General features: G+C 73.2%; 16 protein-coding genes. 6 read left to right on the top strand and 10 right to left on the bottom strand.

All coding sequences use genetic code 11. The features are described from left to right. The first annotated feature begins 145 nt into the window (after positions 1–145). On the top strand, positions 146–1093 hold the full coding sequence (locus UQW22_RS10900) for an AAA family ATPase (protein WP_407320782.1): 948 nt from the start codon (positions 146–148) through the stop codon (positions 1091–1093). 1 nt (position 1094) lies between these two features. Continuing rightward, positions 1095–2468, top strand: a complete 1374-nt coding sequence (locus tag UQW22_RS10895; protein WP_407316999.1) for a DUF58 domain-containing protein — start codon at positions 1095–1097, stop codon at positions 2466–2468. Positions 2469–2556: 88 nt separating this feature from the next. On the opposite strand, the gene UQW22_RS10890 is transcribed toward UQW22_RS10895, so the two are convergent. Further along, entirely contained in the window at positions 2557–3546 is a 990-nt protein-coding gene (locus UQW22_RS10890) for a stage II sporulation protein M (RefSeq protein WP_407316996.1), read from the bottom strand. Positions 3547–3622: 76 nt separating this feature from the next. Between UQW22_RS10890 and UQW22_RS10885 the strand changes: the two genes are divergently transcribed. Together UQW22_RS10885 and UQW22_RS10880 are read left to right on the top strand one after the other, a co-directional pair. Further along, positions 3623–4444 (top strand): RDD family protein, encoded by an 822-nt coding sequence (locus tag UQW22_RS10885; RefSeq protein WP_407316994.1) that lies wholly within the window; start codon positions 3623–3625, stop codon positions 4442–4444. A gap of 82 nt (positions 4445–4526) precedes the next feature. Beyond that, positions 4527–4949, top strand: coding sequence for a hypothetical protein (locus UQW22_RS10880; RefSeq protein WP_407316992.1), 423 nt, complete (start codon positions 4527–4529; stop codon positions 4947–4949). Between the two features lie 56 nt (positions 4950–5005). Here the strand turns inward: UQW22_RS10880 and UQW22_RS10875 are convergent, their stop codons facing one another. The 6 genes from UQW22_RS10875 to UQW22_RS10850 all read right to left on the bottom strand — a co-directional run bounded on the left by UQW22_RS10875 (position 5006) and on the right by UQW22_RS10850 (position 10965). Next, positions 5006–6247, bottom strand: coding sequence for an acyltransferase family protein (locus UQW22_RS10875; protein ID WP_407316990.1), 1242 nt, complete (start codon positions 6245–6247; stop codon positions 5006–5008). 134 nt (positions 6248–6381) lie between these two features. Beyond that, positions 6382–7044 (bottom strand): LuxR C-terminal-related transcriptional regulator, encoded by a 663-nt coding sequence (locus tag UQW22_RS10870; RefSeq protein ID WP_407320781.1) that lies wholly within the window; start codon positions 7042–7044, stop codon positions 6382–6384. Between the two features lie 62 nt (positions 7045–7106). Continuing rightward, complete coding sequence (locus tag UQW22_RS10865; RefSeq protein WP_407316988.1) at positions 7107–8534, bottom strand: sensor histidine kinase; 1428 nt, start codon at positions 8532–8534, stop codon at positions 7107–7109. 93 nt (positions 8535–8627) lie between these two features. Beyond that, positions 8628–10178 (bottom strand): adenosylhomocysteinase, encoded by a 1551-nt coding sequence (gene ahcY, locus UQW22_RS10860; RefSeq protein ID WP_407316986.1) that lies wholly within the window; start codon positions 10176–10178, stop codon positions 8628–8630. Positions 10179–10312: 134 nt separating this feature from the next. Next, complete coding sequence (locus tag UQW22_RS10855) at positions 10313–10618, bottom strand: hypothetical protein (RefSeq protein WP_407316984.1); 306 nt, start codon at positions 10616–10618, stop codon at positions 10313–10315. Then, positions 10615–10965 carry a hypothetical protein gene (locus UQW22_RS10850; RefSeq protein WP_407316982.1) on the bottom strand — a complete coding sequence of 117 codons (351 nt, stop codon included), beginning with the start codon at positions 10963–10965 and terminating at the stop codon, positions 10615–10617. The genes UQW22_RS10855 and UQW22_RS10850 overlap by 4 nt, the downstream gene beginning before the upstream one ends. 169 nt (positions 10966–11134) lie before the next feature. Here UQW22_RS10850 and UQW22_RS10845 point away from each other — a divergent pair, with 169 nt between their 5' ends. Next, positions 11135–12379 carry an acyltransferase family protein gene (locus UQW22_RS10845; RefSeq protein WP_407316980.1) on the top strand — a complete coding sequence of 415 codons (1245 nt, stop codon included), beginning with the start codon at positions 11135–11137 and terminating at the stop codon, positions 12377–12379. Positions 12380–12489: 110 nt separating this feature from the next. Here UQW22_RS10845 and UQW22_RS10840 read toward each other — a convergent pair whose 3' ends face one another. From UQW22_RS10840 to UQW22_RS10830, 3 genes are all read right to left on the bottom strand, one after another. Next, complete coding sequence (locus UQW22_RS10840; RefSeq protein WP_407316978.1) at positions 12490–13416, bottom strand: glycine betaine ABC transporter substrate-binding protein; 927 nt, start codon at positions 13414–13416, stop codon at positions 12490–12492. Positions 13417–13528: 112 nt separating this feature from the next. Continuing rightward, positions 13529–14446: an ABC transporter permease gene (locus UQW22_RS10835; RefSeq protein ID WP_407316976.1), complete on the bottom strand. Its 918-nt coding sequence runs from the start codon at positions 14444–14446 to the stop codon at positions 13529–13531. Between the two features lie 8 nt (positions 14447–14454). Continuing rightward, positions 14455–15711 (bottom strand): glycine betaine/L-proline ABC transporter ATP-binding protein, encoded by a 1257-nt coding sequence (locus UQW22_RS10830; RefSeq protein WP_407316974.1) that lies wholly within the window; start codon positions 15709–15711, stop codon positions 14455–14457. A 277-nt stretch (positions 15712–15988) separates the two neighbouring features. On the opposite strand from UQW22_RS10830, the gene UQW22_RS10825 reads away from it, so the two are divergent. Next, the gene (locus tag UQW22_RS10825) at positions 15989–16678 is read left to right on the top strand and encodes a YoaK family protein (protein ID WP_407316972.1); all 690 of its coding nucleotides are present in this window, start codon (positions 15989–15991) and stop codon (positions 16676–16678) included. Positions 16679–16680: the final 2 nt, after the last annotated feature.

Raw genomic sequence — 16680 nt, 5'->3', positions numbered from 1 at the left:
CCCATCCGACGAGAACCAGCAGACGCCGCCCGTCCCCGGCCCGCCGCCACCGAGCGACGCGTCGGCCGCGCCGGCCGCGACACCGGCTGCGCCGGCCGCGGCGCCCGCTGCGCCGGCCGCTCCCCCGGAGCCGCCGCAGCCCTCGCTGGAGCTGCGCCGCGCGCTGGCCGGCGTGCGCACCGAGGTGGGCAAGGCCGTGGTCGGCCAGGACTCGGCCGTGACGAGCCTGCTCATCGCGCTGCTGTGCTCGGGCCACGTGCTGCTCGAGGGTGTGCCCGGGGTGGCCAAGACCCTCCTGGTCCGCTCGCTCGCCGCCTCGCTCGACCTCGACTTCAAGCGGGTCCAGTTCACCCCGGACCTCATGCCGGGCGACGTGACGGGCTCGCTGGTCTACGACGCCCGCAGCGCGGAGTTCTCGTTCCGCCAGGGCCCGGTGTTCACCAACCTGCTGCTCGCCGACGAGATCAACCGCACGCCTCCGAAGACCCAGGCCTCGCTCCTGGAGTCGATGGAGGAGCGTCAGGTGTCCGTGGACGGCGACCCGCGGCCGCTGCCGGAGCCGTTCGTCGTCATCGCGACGCAGAACCCGGTGGAGCACGAGGGCACGTACCCGTTGCCGGAGGCGCAGCTCGACCGGTTCCTGCTCAAGGTGCTGCTGCCGCTGCCCGAGCGGGACGCCGAGGTGGAGGTGCTCGCCCGGCACGCCGGCGGGTTCGACCCCCGCGACCTGGGCGCGGCCGGGGTGCGCGCCGTCGCCGACGCGGACGTGCTCGCCGCGGCGCGGGCGGAGGTCCGCCAGGTGGAGGTCTCCGGCGAGGTCCTCGGCTACGCCGTCGACGTGTGCCGGGCGACCCGTCAGTCGCCGTCGTTGCAGCTCGGCGTCTCGCCCCGCGGTGCGACGGCCCTGCTCGCGGCGGCCCGGGCGTGGGCCTGGCTGTCGGGTCGCATGTACGTCACCCCGGACGACGTCAAGGCGCTCGCCCACCCGACGCTGCGCCACCGCGTCCAGCTCCGCCCCGAGGCGGAGCTCGAGGGCGTGACGGCCGAGTCCGTGCTCGGCACCGTCCTGGCCGCTGTCCCGGTCCCCCGCTGAGATGGCGCTGTCCTGGCGCGCCGTCGTGCTGGCGGCGCTCGGTCTGGTGCCGGTCGCGATCTGGCCGGTGCCCGGGACGGTGCTGCTCTGGGCCGTGGTGGTCGTGGTCGTCTGCCTGGTCGACGCGGCCCTGGCCGTCTCGCCGCGACAGGTCACCCTGCAGCGGACGGTCCCGACCTCGGTCCGCCTGGGCACCCCGACGACGTCCCGGCTCGTCCTGACCAACGCGGCCCGCCGACGGCTGCGTGCGCTGGTACGGGACGCCTGGCCGCCGTCGCTGGCCACGGAACACGACGACGACGGGGGGCTGCGCCCGCACACCGACGCCGCGGAGCCGGCCCGGACGGCACGGCACCGGGTGGACCTGCCCGGCGGGGAGTCGGTGCGGCTGAGCACTCCCCTGCTGCCCACCCGGCGCGGCGACCGGGCCGCCGGTCCGGTGACGATCAGGACGCTCGGCCCGCTCCGGGTGGCGGGCCGGCAGGCGTCGATCGCCGTGGGCGGCCGGATCCGGGTGCTGCCGGAGTTCGCCTCGCGGCGTCACCTGCCGAGCCGTCTGGCGCGCCTGCGCGAGATGGACGGGCGCGCCTCGGTGCAGGTGCGTGGCGAGGGGACCGAGTTCGACTCGCTGCGGGAGTACGTGGTGGGCGACGACGTCCGCTCGATCGACTGGCGGGCCACCGCCCGCGGCGGCGACGTGGTCGTGCGCACGTGGCGTCCGGAGCGGGACCGCCGGGTGGTCGTCGTGCTGGACACCGGCCGGACGTCGGCGGCGCGGATCGGCACGTCGTCGCAGGGGTCGGTGAACAACGGCGGGACGCGGCTGGAGGCGAGCGTCGAGGCGGCCCTGCTGCTGACGGCGCTGGCCGACCGCGCGGGCGACCGCGTCCAGGTGCTCGCCTACGACCGGACGCTGCGGGCGCGGGTCGCGGGGGCGTCGGGGCCGCGGCTGCTGCCCGCCCTGGCCGACGCGCTCTCCGCCGTCGAGCCGGTGCTGCTGGAGACGGACTGGACGGGACTGGTGGGCCAGGTGCGGGCCCGGGTCTCGCAGCGCGCGCTCGTGGTGCTGCTGACCTCGCTCGACCCGGCCGTCGTGGAGACGGGGCTGCTGCCCGTCGTCGACCAGCTCGCCGCCCAGCACCAGGTCGTGGTCGCGGCGGTCACCGACGCCGAAGTGGCGCGGTTGCGGTCCGGCCGCGCGGACGTCGAGGAGGTCTACGACGCCGCCGCGGCGGTGCGGGGGGACCTCGAGCGCTCCGCCGTGGCGGCCGTCCTGCGCCAGCACGGTGCCGAGGTGCTCGAGGCCCTGCCGGACGACCTCGCGCCGCGCCTGGCGGACACCTACCTGGCGCTCAAGGCCGCAGGCCGCCTCTGACCGCCCGTCCCCGAGCCGCTGTGGGTATGAAATCTACGAGTTTGCGCTGCGCAAACTCGTAGATTTCATACCCACAGCGGCTCGGGGGTCAGCCGGCGGTGGGCAGGACGGCGCCCGCGCGGTCGGCGTCGAGGTCCCCGGTCTCCCCGGCCCGCACCGCACGGCGGCCGAGCACCAGGCAGTACGTGAGGAACGCGGCCAGGGCCAGCGCCCCGATGAGGATCTTGAGCCACCACGGCAGGCCGGAGCCGGTGACGAAGCCCTCGACCAGGCCGGACAGCGCCAGCGCCCCGACGAGTCCGACGCCCACCGTGACGAGCGCGCGCCCCTCGGCCGCGAGCGCCGTCGAGCGGGGTCGCGGGCCCGGGTCGACCCACGACCAGAACAGCCGCAGCCCGGCCGCCCCGGCGACGAAGATGCTGGTCAGCTCGAGGAGCCCGTGCGGTGTGATGAGCTGCAGGAAGAGCGTCAGCTCGCCGTGCGCCGCCATCATCCCGCCGATCGAGCCGACGCTCACGGCGTTCTGCAGCAGCACGTACACCGGCCAGATCCCCGTGACGCCGAAGGCCACCATCTGCAGGGCGATCCACGCGTTGTTCGTCCACACCATCGCGGCGAACGACGTGCCGGGGTCGTAGTAGGAGGCGAACGCCTCGTCGACATACTGCTCCTGCTGCGACGGCGACATGAGGGCGGCGAGCGCGTCGGGGTCGGTCGCGACCTGCACGCCGGCGACCAGGGCGACCAGCAGGAAGCCGACGGTCACCCAGAAGCTCCACCACCGGATCCGGTAGAGGGCTGCGGGCACGCTGACCGTGGCGTACCGCACGACCTCCGACCAGGCGGGTTCGTGGGCACCGGCGATCCGGGTGCGCGCCCGGCTCAGGAGCTCGGACAGGCGGGTGACCAGGACGGGGTCGGGGGCCGCGGACCGCACGGTCGACAGGTGGGTCGCGACGGCCTGGTAGAGCCGCACGAGCTCGTCCGCCTCGGCGCCGTCGAGCCGGCGCTGCTTCGCGAGACGGGCGAGGCGGTCCCACTCCGGGCGGTGCACGGCGGTGAAGGCATCCAGGTCCACGACCGCTACCCTGCCACAGGAGACGTTGTCGCGACGACGGCGTCTCCGACAGTCCGACCGAGGAGACGGAGGCACGGTGCAGGACGGAATCCTCATCGGCGAGGGCGTGGTCCTCGACGCCCGACCGGCGTCGTTCGCGACGCGTGCGGGAGGCGCGCTGCTGGACGCGCTGGCGACGGTGGTGCTGTTCGTCGTCACGGCGAGCGTCGTGCTGGGCACCACCGTCGACCGGTTGAACGAGCAGTGGGGCAACACGCTGGCGGTCGTGCTGATGGTGACGTTCCTCGTCGCCCTGCCGGTCGCCGTGGAGACGCTGACCCGCGGGCGCTCGCCGGGCAAGCTGGCGACGGGGTTGCGGGTGGTGCGCGACGACGGCGGCCCGGTGCGACTGCGGCACGCGTTCGTGCGGGCGCTGGTGGGGGTCTTCGAGCTGTGGTTCACCTTCGGGGCGGTCGCGATGATCACGTCGCTCGCCAACGCCCGCGGCAAGCGGCTCGGTGACCTCCTCGCGGGCACCTACGCGGTGCGGGTACGCGGCGCGCGGGGCTGGGAGCGGCCGCTGGTGATGGCCCCGGACCTGGCGGGGTGGGCGCACACCGCCGACATCCGCCGGCTGCCGGACGGGCTGGCGCTGCGGGCGCGGCAGGTGCTCGACCGGGCGGCCCGGCTCGCGCCGTCCTCGCGTGCCCTGCTCACCGACGAGCTCGCCGGCCAGGTGGAGGCCTACGTGGCCCCCGGCCCCCCGCCGGGTACTCCCGCGGAGGCGTTCCTGCACGCCGTCCTGCACGAGCGGCGGGACCGCGAGCTCGTCCGCGGCCGTGCCGAGCGGGAGCGCGCGGCGCAGCGGGCCGAGGTGCTGCACCGGCTGCCGTACGCGATCACGGACCCGCGCGACTGACCGCACGCGACCACCCGATGTCCACCGCCTGGATCGCGAGACGGCCTGGGCAGCTCCTTGGAGCGCCCTCTAGGGTGGCTGTATGCGAACCAACCTTTCCCGGACCACCGCTCTGGCTGCCGCCGGCGTGCTCACCCTCTCGCTGACGGCCTGCGGCGGGTCGGACGAGAGCGCGCAGGCGTTCTGCGACTCCTTCAGCTCGATGGACGAGCTGACGACCGACCTGCAGAACGTCGACCCGAGCGACCCGGAGGCCGCGGTCGCCTCGCTCGAGGAGCTGGCGACCGAGGTCGAGTCGGTCGAGGCCCCGGAGGAGATCGCCGACTCGTACGCGGTCATCACCTCCGCCTTCCGCACCTTCACGGACACGGCCTCCGAGGCGCTGTCCGACATCGAGAACGCCGACCCGACGGCCCTCACCGAGGCCATGGGCGAGTTTTCCAGCGAGGAGTTCACCACGGCGAACGCCGAGATCAACGAGTACACCTCGGAGAACTGCTCCTGACCGTCCCCCTCGACGCCCCGCCCGGTCCGGACCGGGCGGGGCGGGGCGTCGGTGTCTCACCGGCGGGACGCCTCCCGCGCCCCGGTGACGCGAGCCTGCCGGGCCCCGGCCCGCGACGACTCGAACCGTCCGAACAGCGCGACCAGACCGACCAGCACGAGCAGGTAGGCGCCGAACCACACCGGCCGACCCGCCCACCAGTCCGTCGACCACGCCTCGGGCAGCCCCCGGCCCAGCCCGAGGAGCACCGTGCCCACGACGACGAACATCGCCGTCAGGTGCCACAGGTACACGGTCATGGAGCGCCTCGCCATCGCGCTGACGACCGGACGCCCGGCCGCCCACCGGACCAGCACCGGGCGCGCCGCGAGCGCCAGGCACACCATGGCGACGGCGTGCAGCACGACGGGCGCGGTGGGCGGAGCCAGGTTGGAGACCTGGGCCCCCGGCATCCCGACGAGGCTCGCGGGGTAGGGCCCGACGGCGATCAGCAGCGCCGCACCCGCCAGCGCCGCCAGCGCTGCGCCCACCAGGGCGCGGGCGCGTGGACCCGTCCGCCGGCCGTCGCGCCGGTCGGTCGCGTACGCCGCACCGGCGCCGAACGGCACGGCCCACGCCAGGACCACCGTGGTCCAGGCCGCACCGTCCAGGCCGGCACCGAACCGCAGGGCGTCCACCCCCAGCGGCAGGGCGACGACGACCGCCGCGGCCGCCCACCGCCATCGGCGCCAGGCCAGGACCAGCAGCGGAGCGCACGCCAGGAGCACGAGCCACACGCCGAGGAACCACAACGGCTGCGGCACCATCCGTACCAGACGCCACACCGCGCCGTCGGGCACCCCCTCGGCCACCAGCACCAGGGCCGCCACCGTCCAGGCGGCCAGCAGGACGGCGACGGGCCGTGCCGCACCGCGCGCGCTGCCCGCCACGCCCCGCCACCAAGCCACGCGCCGCCACCAAGCCACGCCCGGCGGCACGCCCCGGTAGCCGGCGGCCGCGCCCGCGGCGAAGAAGAGCAGGGGCAGCGGCTGGAGCCAGGTGAGGGTCCAGCCTGCCCCGTGGGCCAGGGCGTTGCCGATGCGCAGCGTCGTCCCGTCCCAGGAGGCGTCCGCCATCAGCCAGTGGAGCGCCACGACCGCCATGACCCCCAGGGCACGGACGACGTCGACGAACCGGTCGCGGTCGGTCGGGACGGGGGCCGGCGCCGACGGCGGCGCCGCGGGGCGGTCGAGCAGCGCCACCGCCGCGGGCGCGGGTGCGGGTGGTGGTGCGCTGTGCGCCGGTGTGGTCGTCGGCATGTCGGGCTCCGCGGTCGAGGGGTCGAGGTACCCCTTCAGCCTGCTGACCTGCGAGGACGATCACCATGGGTGGATCCCCCGGTCTGCGGGCCGCGAACCCCCGGACTTTTCCGGGGGTCACCCCTACTGCCGCGCTACTCGGGGACGCCGAGGTACCGCAGCACGGCGAGGACCCGGCGGTGGTCCGCCGCGTCCTGCGGGAGGTCGAGCTTGGTGAAGATCGACGCGACGTTCTTCTCGACCGCCCCGTACGACAGGAAGAGCAGGTCGGCGATCGCTCCGTTGGAGCGGCCCTGCGCCATGAGGCCGAGCACCTCGCGCTCGCGGTCCGTGAGCCGGGAGAGCCCGTCGTCGTGCGAGGCCCCCATGAGCTGGGAGACCACCTCGGGGTCGAGGACCGTCTGGCCGTCGGCGATCCGCACGAGGGCGTCCAGGAAGTCGCCGACGTCGGCCACGCGGTCCTTGAGGAGGTAGCCGACACCGCGCGAGCTGCCGGCCAGCAGCCGCCCGGCGTACCGGGTCTCCACGTACTGGCTGAACAGCAGCACACCGAGGTCCGGGTGGGCCGCGCGGAGCGCCAGCGCCGACCGCAACCCCTCGTCGGTGAAGGTGGGCGGCATGCGGATGTCGACGACGACGACGTCCGGCGGCTCACCGGCGGCGTACCGCAGCGCGACCTCCTGCTCCAGCGAGACGCCGTCGGCCACGGCCGCGACGACGGTGTGACCGCGCCGTTCGACGAGGGCGGCCAGGCCGTCGCGCAGGACGGCGGAGTCCTCCGCGATCGCCACGCGCAGCGTGCGGTGCGCGGCCCTCCCGCGCCGGTCGTCCGGTGCCGGGGTCTTCGGCGCGGCCGGGCTCATCGGCGCGGCCGGGACGGGGCGGGACGGGCAGAGCGAGGCCTGGCAGGGCGGGGCCGGGCCCGGGTGGGGAGCAGCACGGTGACCACCGTAGGCCCGCCGGCAGGGCTGGACAGGTCGAGCGTGCCGTCGACGGCGCGGATGCGGTCGGTCAGCCCCGCCAGGCCCGTGCGGTGACCGCTGCCGTCCGGCGCGACGACGACGGCGCCGCCCTGACCGTCGTCGCGCACGCGCAGACGCAGCCCGTCGGGCGTCCGCTCGACGAGCACGTACGCCCCGCTGGCGCCGGCGTGCTTGACGGCGTTGGTGACCAGCTCGGCGACCGTGTAGTAGGCGATGGACTCCACCGCCGGGGCGAGCCGACCGCCGGCCTCCACGGCCGGGTCGACGTCGACGGTCACCGGCACCGGAGCCCGCGCCCCGAGCGTCTCGAGCGCGACCGCCAGCCCGCTGTCGAGGGCGGGCGGGTGGATGCCCCGGGCGATCTCGCGCAGCTCGGTGAGCGCCTCCTTGGTGGAGTCGTGCGCGGTGCCGACGAGGTCTCCGGCCAGCACGACGTCACGGCCGCCGGCACCGCCGCCACCGTCGCTGCCGGGGTCCGCGGCGAGCAGGTCCCGGGCCTCGCCGAGCTGCATCGCCACCGCGACGAGACGTGCCTGAGTGCCGTCGTGCAGGTCCCGCTCGATGCGCCGCAGACGGTCGTCCGCGTCCTCGACGACCCCGGCGCGGGTGGCCTCCAGCTCGGCGACGCGCAGGCTCGCCGTCGTCGGGCCGAGCAGCGCACCCGCGAGGAGCCGGAACAGGGCGACGAACAGCGCCTGGACCCGGGGCCAGAGGAGCAGGAGCGCGAACCCGGCGACCACCAGGAGGAGCTGCCGCGGCGGGGTGTCCGCGAACCAGGACCACTCCCCCGCGACGATCGAGAAGCCGCGGTGCATCGACCCGTCCGGGGCCTCCTGCCAGGGCAGGGACCACGACCAGAGCCAGTGCGTCATCCCTCCGAGCGCGACCGCCAGGAACACCGTGCTGACCACGAACGAGACGATCGCGAGCGGGAACGTCGCCACCAGGTAGAGCACGGCACGCCAGCCGGTCGGGTCGGTGACGGTCTTGCCGAGCCGATGCCAGAACCCCTGGTACCGCGCACGAGCGGGCGGGTCGCCGACGTCGGCGCCGAGGAGGCTGCGCGCCATCCGCCGGTACATGCCGCCCCAGGCCCGGGCGCCGACGACGAGCTCACCCGCGGCGATCAGCCCGAGCACGGGCAGCAGGATGCCGACCGTGAACGTGAACACGGTGGTGAAGAGCGCGTAGGCGAAGGCGAAGGGCGCGAGCAGGACCGCGAGCCACAGGAACCCGTAGGCCCGCCAGGTGCTCCGCGTGAAGGGCGCGGCGAGGAGTCCGGGCGCGCGCGTGGTGGTGGTCATGGTGCCCATCCTCGCGAGCGTCGCTCCTGCTGCCCAGGGTGCGTGCCGCCGTCGGGCACGGGGGTTGTCCCCCGTGCCCGACGGCGCGGTGGGTCAGTAGCGGTAGTGCTCCGGCTTGTACGGGCCCTCGACGGGCACGCCGAGGTAGTCCGCCTGCTGCGGGCTCAGCTCGGTCAGGCGCACGCCGAGCGCATCGAGGTGCAGGCGCGCGACCTTCTCGTCGAGCACCTTGGGCAGGCGGTAGACCTGCCGCTCGTACTGGCGGTCGTCGGCCGGGCGGGCCATGTCCGCGAAGAGCTCGAGCTGGCCGATGACCTGGTTGGCGAACGAGTTCGACATGACGAACGAGGGGTGGCCGGTCGCGTTGCCGAGGTTGAGCAGGCGCCCCTCGGAGAGCACGATGATCGACCGCTCTGCACCGTCCGCGCCGGCCGGCCCGCTGCCCGCGGGCAGCGTCCACTCGTGCACCTGCGCCTTGATCTCGGTCTTGACCACGCCCGGCACGTCGGCCAGCCCGGCCATGTCGATCTCGTTGTCGAAGTGGCCGATGTTGCCGACCACGGCCTTGTCCTTCATCGCCAGCATGTGCTCGGCGGTGATGACGCCGAAGTTGCCGGTGGTGGTGATGAAGAAGTCGGCCTCGCCGACGACGTCCTCGATCCGCGCGACCTGGAAGCCGTCCATCGCGGCCTGCAGCGCGCAGATCGGGTCGACCTCGGAGACGACGACGCGCGCGCCCTGACCACGGAAGGCCTCGGCGGCCCCCTTGCCGACGTCGCCGTAGCCTGCCACGAAGGCCACCTTGCCGCCGATGAGGATGTCGGTGGCGCGGTTGATCCCGTCGGGCAGCGAGTGGCGGATGCCGTACTTGTTGTCGAACTTCGACTTGGTGACCGAGTCGTTGACGTTGATCGCCGGGAACAGCAGCTCGCCGGACTCCGCCAGGTGGTACAGGCGGTGCACGCCGGTGGTGGTCTCCTCGGTGACGCCGCCGATCTGCTGGGCGATCCCGGTCCAGCGCAGAGGGTCGGCCTCCAGCGCCCCCCGCAGGACGTCCCGCACGACGTTCATCTCCTGGGTGTGGTCCGGCTCGCCGGGCAGCGTGTTGGGCGGCACGACGCCGGCACGCTCGTACTGCAGCCCGAGGTGGACCAGCATCGTGGCGTCGCCGCCGTCGTCGAGGATGAGGTTGGGGCCCTCGCCCGCCGGCCAGACGAGGATCTGCTCGGTGCAGGCCCAGTACTCCTCGAGCGACTCGCCCTTCCAGGCGAACACCGGCACGCCCCGGGGGTCGTCGGGCGTGCCGTCCTTGCCCACGACGACGGCGGCCGCGGCCTCGTCCTGCGTGCTGAAGATGTTGCAGCTCGCCCACCGCACCTCCGCGCCGAGCGCGGTGAGGGTCTCGATGAGCACGGCGGTCTGGACCGTCATGTGCAGCGAGCCGGCGATCCGCGCGCCAGCCAGCGGCTGCGCCGCGCCGAACTCCTCGCGCAGGGCCATCAGGCCGGGCATCTCGTGCTCGGCGAGCCGGATCTGGTGACGCCCCGCCTCGGCGAGCGCGAGCGAGCGGACCTTGTAGCGGCCCGGCGCCTCGTCGAACCCGGGCGTCGGCTGGGTGGTGGTGGCCTCGGCGGTGTCGCTCATGGGTGCCCTCCTGGGACGTCGATCGGTGCTGTCGCGCGCTGGGGGCTCCCGTCGGCGCTGTGGCACGCCACCGAGGCGTGCACCTCCCAGGGTAGTAGGTGGGTGAGTGCTCTGACCGTTCGCCCGGGCGCCGGTCAGCGTGTGGGCGCCCGGTAGCCTGCGTTCCGCGCGGCGGCCTCGGTGGTGAAGCACTCTTCCGGAGCGGTGCGGCTGTAGTAGGTGCCGCCCGGCGGGTGGTAGATGCCGGACTGGTTGCCCTTCACGGGCGCCCAGTCCGGGCAGCTCCACTTGCTGGCCGGTGCCGTGCGCGCGGGACGCTTGCCCTGCTTGACCACGAGATTCTGCTTCAACGTCCTGGTCTTCGTCGGTCCGTAGACCCGCACGGTGCCCCGGGCGGTGGACTTGAGCGAGTAGCGCTTGAACGTCGCCTTCGTGATCACCCGGTAGGTGCCGGGCTGAGCGAGACGACCTTCTTGTTCTTCGCGACGGTCTTGCCCGACCGCTTGACGGTCAGCGTCTTCGACGTGATCTTGACCTGCCCGGACTTCGTCACGCGGGGCTTGATCGTCGCCTTGCCGCCGTAGGGCGCGGTTCTCGTGCCGATCTTCTTGACGGTGACCTTCCCGGGCTTCTTGGCCGTGGCCACGCCGGTCGACACGGACGTCGCCTGGACGACGCCCGGCACAGCGACGGCGGACGGCGCGGCCGACGCCGCAGGTCCGGTGGCGACGACCGCGCCGGAGGCGAGCAGCGCACCGAGGGCGAGCGAGGCGAGCAACGAGCGCATGAGGGGATCCTTCGCGACGGGCCGGGACGACAGCCGGCGGGTGGGGGCGCTCGATCGTAGGAGCACGCGGCCGGTCGCGCCCTGCCAATGGGCGCGTCGCCCAACTTTTTCACCCGAGCCAGATGCCCCGAGCTAGAATGTTATCTATTCGTGATCTAAGGTCGGCGAGATGACTTCGGCACCCACGACGACGATGCCAGCACCGCGCAAGCACCTGCTCGACGTGTTGCGGTTCGGCGCGGCGTTCGCCGTCGTGGTCTACCACTTCACGGCGACGCCCACGGCGAGCACCTACTGGGGAACCGACGTCACCGCGTTGTTCGACGGCATCAACCAGGTCACCCGCTACGGCTGGCTGGCGGTCGAGGCGTTCTTCGTCATCAGCGGGTTCGCCATCCTCTGGTCGAGCCAGGGCCGCACCGTGGCCCAGTTCACCGGGTCCCGCGCCGGACGCCTCTACCCCGCCCTGTGGGCCTGCGTGCTGGTCACCGCCCTGCTGCAGTCGGTCTGGACGGGCGGACGCGAGCTGAGCGTCGGCGACACCCTCCTCAACCTCACGATGGCCCCTGACGTCTTCGGCGCCGAGCTGTCCCAGGTCGTCTACTGGACGTTGCTCGTCGAGCTGAAGTTCTACGTGCTGGTCGGCCTGCTCATGCTGCTCGGCCCGCTGACCCGTGGCCGCGTCCTGACGCTCGCCCTGGCCTGGCCCGCCGCCGGGATGCTCGTGCGCGGGTTCGGCTACCCCGAGGTCGCCGAGCACCTCGTCGTGCGGCACTCCGTCTACTTCGGCATCGGCATGATCCTGTTCCTGCTCTGGCAGGACGTCTCGGCCCGCCGCGAGGCCGAGCCCGACGGCACCCGCCGCGCGCTCGCCGTCGACGCCGGTGCGCTGGCACTGCTCCTCGTCCTCGCCGGCGACCGGGTCACCACGTCCAGCGAGCACGCGGCCGCGTTGCAGGGCGTGCCCGTCCACGCCGGCGTCGCGGTCGTGGTGCTGCTCGCCGTCGTCGGCGCCGTCTGGCTCGCCGTGCAGCCGGGGGCCACCGTCCGCGAACCTCACCTCGCGGCACTCTGCGTGCTCGCCGGCGCACTGACCTACCCGCTGTACCTGGTGCACACCCAGTTCGGCTGGGCCGTCACCGAGGCGCTGGCCGGGCAGGGCGTCAACGCCTGGGCCGTGCTCGTCGCCGCCACCACCGTCTCCCTGGTGTTGGCCGCGGCGATCCACTACGCCGTGGAACGGCCGTTCTCGACGCGCCTGCGCCGCGCCGTGACCCGCAGGCTGACGCCCGGGCCGACGCGACCTTCCCGGCCCGTGGCCCCGGACGACCGCGCCGCCCAGGGCCACGACGCGCACGCCGTGCGGAGCCAGGACGTGGTCGCCCAGGCCCAGCAGGCTCGCGTCGCCGCCTGACACGTCCCGGGACATCTGGGCCCGGCCCCGACCACGACGAGGCGCCCGCCCCGGCACGTGGCCGGGGCGGGCGCCTCGTCGCTGCGGTGCAGCGTGTCAGATCGTGACGATCAGCCCTCGAACGCCGGGATGACGTCGGGGTTCTCCTCGAGCCACGCCTCGACGCCCGCGGCCGGGTCGTCCGGGAACTCGTTGACGACGGTGTCCTCGAGGGAGCCGTACTGCGCGTCGTCGAGCGTGATCTGACCGATCCAGTCGGCGACCTCGGGGTGCTCCTCCGCGAAGCCGTCGGTGCCGAGGAAGTGCAGGCCCTCGGCCTCGCCGAGCGCACCCTCCGGGTCCTCGAGCGTCTTGACCGGGTAGGAGGCGTTCGCCCAGAACGGCTGCCACAGCGTGACGAGGATGTCCTCCTCGTTCTCCGTGGCCTGCTCCAGCTCGGTGAGCATCGCCGTGGTGGAGGACGTCTGCAGCTCGTAGCCCGCCTCGTCCAGGCCGTAGGTCGGGATGACGTTGTCCTGGACGGCCGCCGTGAGCCCGGCGCCCGGCTCGATGCCCGTGATGGTGCCGTCGAACATCTCGGGGTTGTCCGCGAGCTCGGCGATCGAGTCGATGTCGGTGTACTCCGGCACCGCCATCGTCAGCTTGGCGTTGCCGTAGTAGGTCCCCAGGTCCTCGATGGAGTCGCCGTACTCCTCCATGTACTGCGCGTGGGTCACCTCGGGCCAGGCCGACGGGTACATGTCGACGTCACCCTCGGCGAGCGCGGTGTAGAGCAGGCCGGCCTCCTGGACCTCCTCGTGCTCGACCGTGTAGCCGGCCTCCGAGAGCACGTTGTCCAGCAGGTAGGCGGTGCTCAGCCCGTCGGTCCACGACGGGATGTAGCCCAGGTTGATGGTCATGTCCTCGGCGGCCGTCTCGTCAGCGCCGTCGGAGCCGGCGTCGTCAGACCCGCACGCGGTCAGGGTCAGGCCGAGGGCGGCGGCGGAGACGAGGGCGACGCCCTGGCGGCGGCGCAGGTGCTTGCGATGGGTGCTCATGAGATGAGTTCCTTCCGTGTCGGGGGACGGCGTCCCGATCTGGGACGAGTCCCTGGACGTGGGTTTCCAGACGGGTCGGTCCCCGTCCGGCAGGACTGTGTGCTGCGGTGGCTCAGGCCGCTCCCGCGGTGGCGGCTCGAGCGCCGTCGCCCTTCCGGCTGCTGAGGATGGCGACCAGCGAGCGGCCGGTGGGCTGGCCGATCGCACCGGTGAGCCGGTCGAGGAAGATGGCCAGGATCACGACGGACAGGCCGCCCTCGACCCCGAGCGGGACGTCGAGCGTGGAGATCGAGGAGACGACCCTGCCGCCGAGGCCGCCGGCACCGACGATGCCGGCCACCACGGCCATCGACAGGGCCAGCATGATGACCTGGTTGACGCCGGCCATGATGGTGGGCAGGCCCAGCGGGAGCTGGATACCGCCCAGGATCTGCCGCGGGGTGCCGCCGAACGCCTCACCGGCCTCGACGGTCTCGGAGTCGACCTGACGGATGCCCAGCTCGGTGAGCCGGACCCCGGGCGGCAGGGCGAAGACGATCGTGGCGCAGACGCCGGGCACGACACCGATCCCGAAGAAGACGACTACTGGAACCAGGTAGACGAAGGCCGGCATGGTCTGCATGAAGTCCAGCACGGGCCGGACGAAGGCGCTGACGGTGTCGTTGCGGGCAGCGAGGATCCCCACCGGGACGGCGATGACGACCGCGATGACGGTCGCGACCAGCACGAGGCTGAGCGTCTCCATCGCCGGTTCCCACATCTCCATGCTGATGATGAGCAGCATGCCGACAAGCGTGAAGACCGCGAGCCCCCAGGAGCGCACGAGCAGCGCGAGCAGGGTGAACACCGCGACCATGATCAGCGGCGCGGGGAGCAGCAGCAGCTCGGTGATGCCGTCGATGAGGAAGGACATCACCGCGGTGATGCCGTCCAGCAGCCACTCGAGGTTGTCGTTGATCCAGTCGATCCCGTTGTCGACGGCCTCGCCGATCGGCACCTTCGGGATGGTCGTGCCGTCAGAGGTGGACATCGGTGCCATCACTTCGCTCCTGCGGTGTCGAGGGCGGGCTCACCGTCGGCGGGGCCGTCGCCCGGCTCGGCCGGGCTGAGCGCGCTGTCGGCGCCGGGTACGGCCAGGGCGCTGAGCAGCGTCACCCGCGGGATGACGCCCTGCAGGCGACCGTCCGCCCCGACCACGGCCAGGGGAGCCTGGCTGGTCGCCGCGTCGTGGAACAGGTCGGCCAGCGCCGTGTCCGGGGAGACCTGCGCGACCGGGTCGCTGCTCACCGGGAGCGTGTCCGTGCCCTGCCGCACGGCGTCGGCGACGTCCTTCTCCCACACGATGCCGACGACCTTGCGGTCGCGGGCCGTGACGAGCAGGGAGGAGACCTGGTGCTCACGCATCAGCTTGTGCGCGGCCTTCGGACCCGACTCCGGGCCGACCACGGCGACGGGTCGTTCCATCACGTCGCCGGCGGACAGGACGCGCGAGCGATCCACGTCCGCGACGAACTGGGCGACGTAGTCGTTGGCGGGCTCGTTGAGGATCTGCTCCGACGTGCCGACCTGGACCACACGCCCGTCGCGCATCATCGCGATGCGGTCACCGAGGCGCATGGCCTCGTTGAGGTCGTGGGTGATGAACAGGATGGTCTTGCCGAGCTCTGCCTGGAGCTCGAGGAGCTGGTCCTGCATCTCCTTGCGGATGAGCGGGTCGAGGGCGCTGAACGCCTCGTCCATCAGCATGATGTCGGTGCCGGCGGCGAGCGCGCGGGCGAGGCCGACGCGCTGGCGCATCCCGCCGGAGAGCTCCGACGGCAACGAGCCGCCCCAGCCCTTGAGCCCGACCATCGCGAGGGCCTCCTCGGCCTTGGCCTCGCGCTCGGCCTTGTTCACCCCGCGCAGCTTGAGCGGGTAGGCGGCGTTCTCACCGACGGTGCGGTGCGGCAGCAGGGCGAAGTGCTGGAACACCATGGAGACCTTGGTGCGGCGCACCTCGCGCAGGGCCGTGGCGGACAGGTGCGTGACGTCCTGGCCGTCGATGCGCATGACGCCGTCGGTCGGCTCGAGCAGCCCGTTCACCATGCGGATGAGCGTCGACTTGCCGGAGCCGGACAGGCCCATGACCACGAAGATCTCGCCGGGCGCGACCTCGAAGGTCGCGTCGATGACGGCCGGTGTCAGGCCTTCGCGTCGGAGCTGGGCGCGGTCCGCGCCTTCTTTGAGCATCTTGACGCCGCGTTGTGGCCGGCGTCCGAAGATCTTTGTCAGGCCGTTCGCCTCGATGGCTGGCACAGTTCTCCCGGGTCGGGGACATTGACGTGCCGTCGAACCGCCCGTGGACGTGCCCGAACGGGTCGTCGACCCGCACTCGACGGCCTGCGGGCCATGAGTCGGCATTCACGTTCTTTGCACGAGCGTATGTCACGCTCTGCAAGGCTCCCGTCCATCCCGGGCAATTCGGCGATGATCTTTATCACGATGTGACCAAAGGGGCCTGTTCACCCTGCACTTGGCGTGCAGATGTCCCGTGAAGATCCTCACGCCGTCGCCACGCTCTAGAGTGGCCGACGTGCCTCGCGACCGACTCCACCTGGGCCTCATGCTGGCCCTGACCTTCTCGACGGGGATCGCCGACGCCGTCGGCTACCTCGGCCTCGACCGGGTCTTCACCGGGAACATGACCGGCAACGTGGTCATCCTGGGCATGGCGCTCGCGGGGGCGGACGACCTGCCCGTCGTCGGGCCGCTGCTGGCCTTCGCGACGTTCCTGGCCGGGGCCGCGCTCGGCGGCCTGGTGGTCCGCTCGGAGGACGTCGGCTGGACCGGCCGCACGACGGTGCTGTTCGGCTCCGTCGGCGCGCTGCTGGTGGCGATCGCGGTGACGCTGGCGGTGTTCGACGGCGAGATGCCCTACGGCGTGCAGCTCGCGGTGACGGGCTCGCTGGCCGGGGCCATGGGTCTGCAGGCGGCGACGGCCCGGCACCTCGCCGTCAAGGAGATCACCACCGTCGTGGTGACGAGCGCGATCACGGGGCTGGCGATGGACTCACGGCTGGTGGGCGGACACGGCCTGCTCGTGCGGCGGCGGGTCGCGGCGATCGCGCTGATCGGCGCGGGGGCGTGCGCGGGTGCCCTCCTGCTCCAGGTGCACGTCGCCTGGGGCGTGGCCCTCGCCGCGGCGATCACCCTGGCGGTCACCGTGCTCGGCCACGCCCGCGGACGCACCGGCCCTTCCCCGACTGGCCTCGGCGCCCCGTGAGA

The sequence above is a fragment of the Isoptericola halotolerans genome (assembly GCF_045689585.1).
GTDB classification, from domain to species: domain Bacteria; phylum Actinomycetota; class Actinomycetes; order Actinomycetales; family Cellulomonadaceae; genus Isoptericola; species Isoptericola halotolerans_B.
Note: the sequence above shows the minus strand (reverse complement) of the source record. Positions and strands in the feature narration are given on the sequence as shown.

Coding starts and splice junctions, on each gene's coding strand:
- UQW22_RS10895 (WP_407316999.1), top strand. CDS start 1,095: ATGGCGCTGTCCTGGCGCGCCGTCGTGCTGGCGGCGCTCGGTCTGGTG.
- UQW22_RS10880 (WP_407316992.1), top strand. CDS start 4,527: ATGCGAACCAACCTTTCCCGGACCACCGCTCTGGCTGCCGCCGGCGTG.
- UQW22_RS10875 (WP_407316990.1), bottom strand. CDS start 6,247: ATGCCGACGACCACACCGGCGCACAGCGCACCACCACCCGCACCCGCG.
- UQW22_RS10865 (WP_407316988.1), bottom strand. CDS start 8,534: ATGACCACCACCACGCGCGCGCCCGGACTCCTCGCCGCGCCCTTCACG.
- ahcY (WP_407316986.1), bottom strand. CDS start 10,178: ATGAGCGACACCGCCGAGGCCACCACCACCCAGCCGACGCCCGGGTTC.
- UQW22_RS10850 (WP_407316982.1), bottom strand. CDS start 10,965: ATGCGCTCGTTGCTCGCCTCGCTCGCCCTCGGTGCGCTGCTCGCCTCC.
- UQW22_RS10845 (WP_407316980.1), top strand. CDS start 11,135: ATGACTTCGGCACCCACGACGACGATGCCAGCACCGCGCAAGCACCTG.
- UQW22_RS10840 (WP_407316978.1), bottom strand. CDS start 13,416: ATGAGCACCCATCGCAAGCACCTGCGCCGCCGCCAGGGCGTCGCCCTC.
- UQW22_RS10835 (WP_407316976.1), bottom strand. CDS start 14,446: ATGTCCACCTCTGACGGCACGACCATCCCGAAGGTGCCGATCGGCGAG.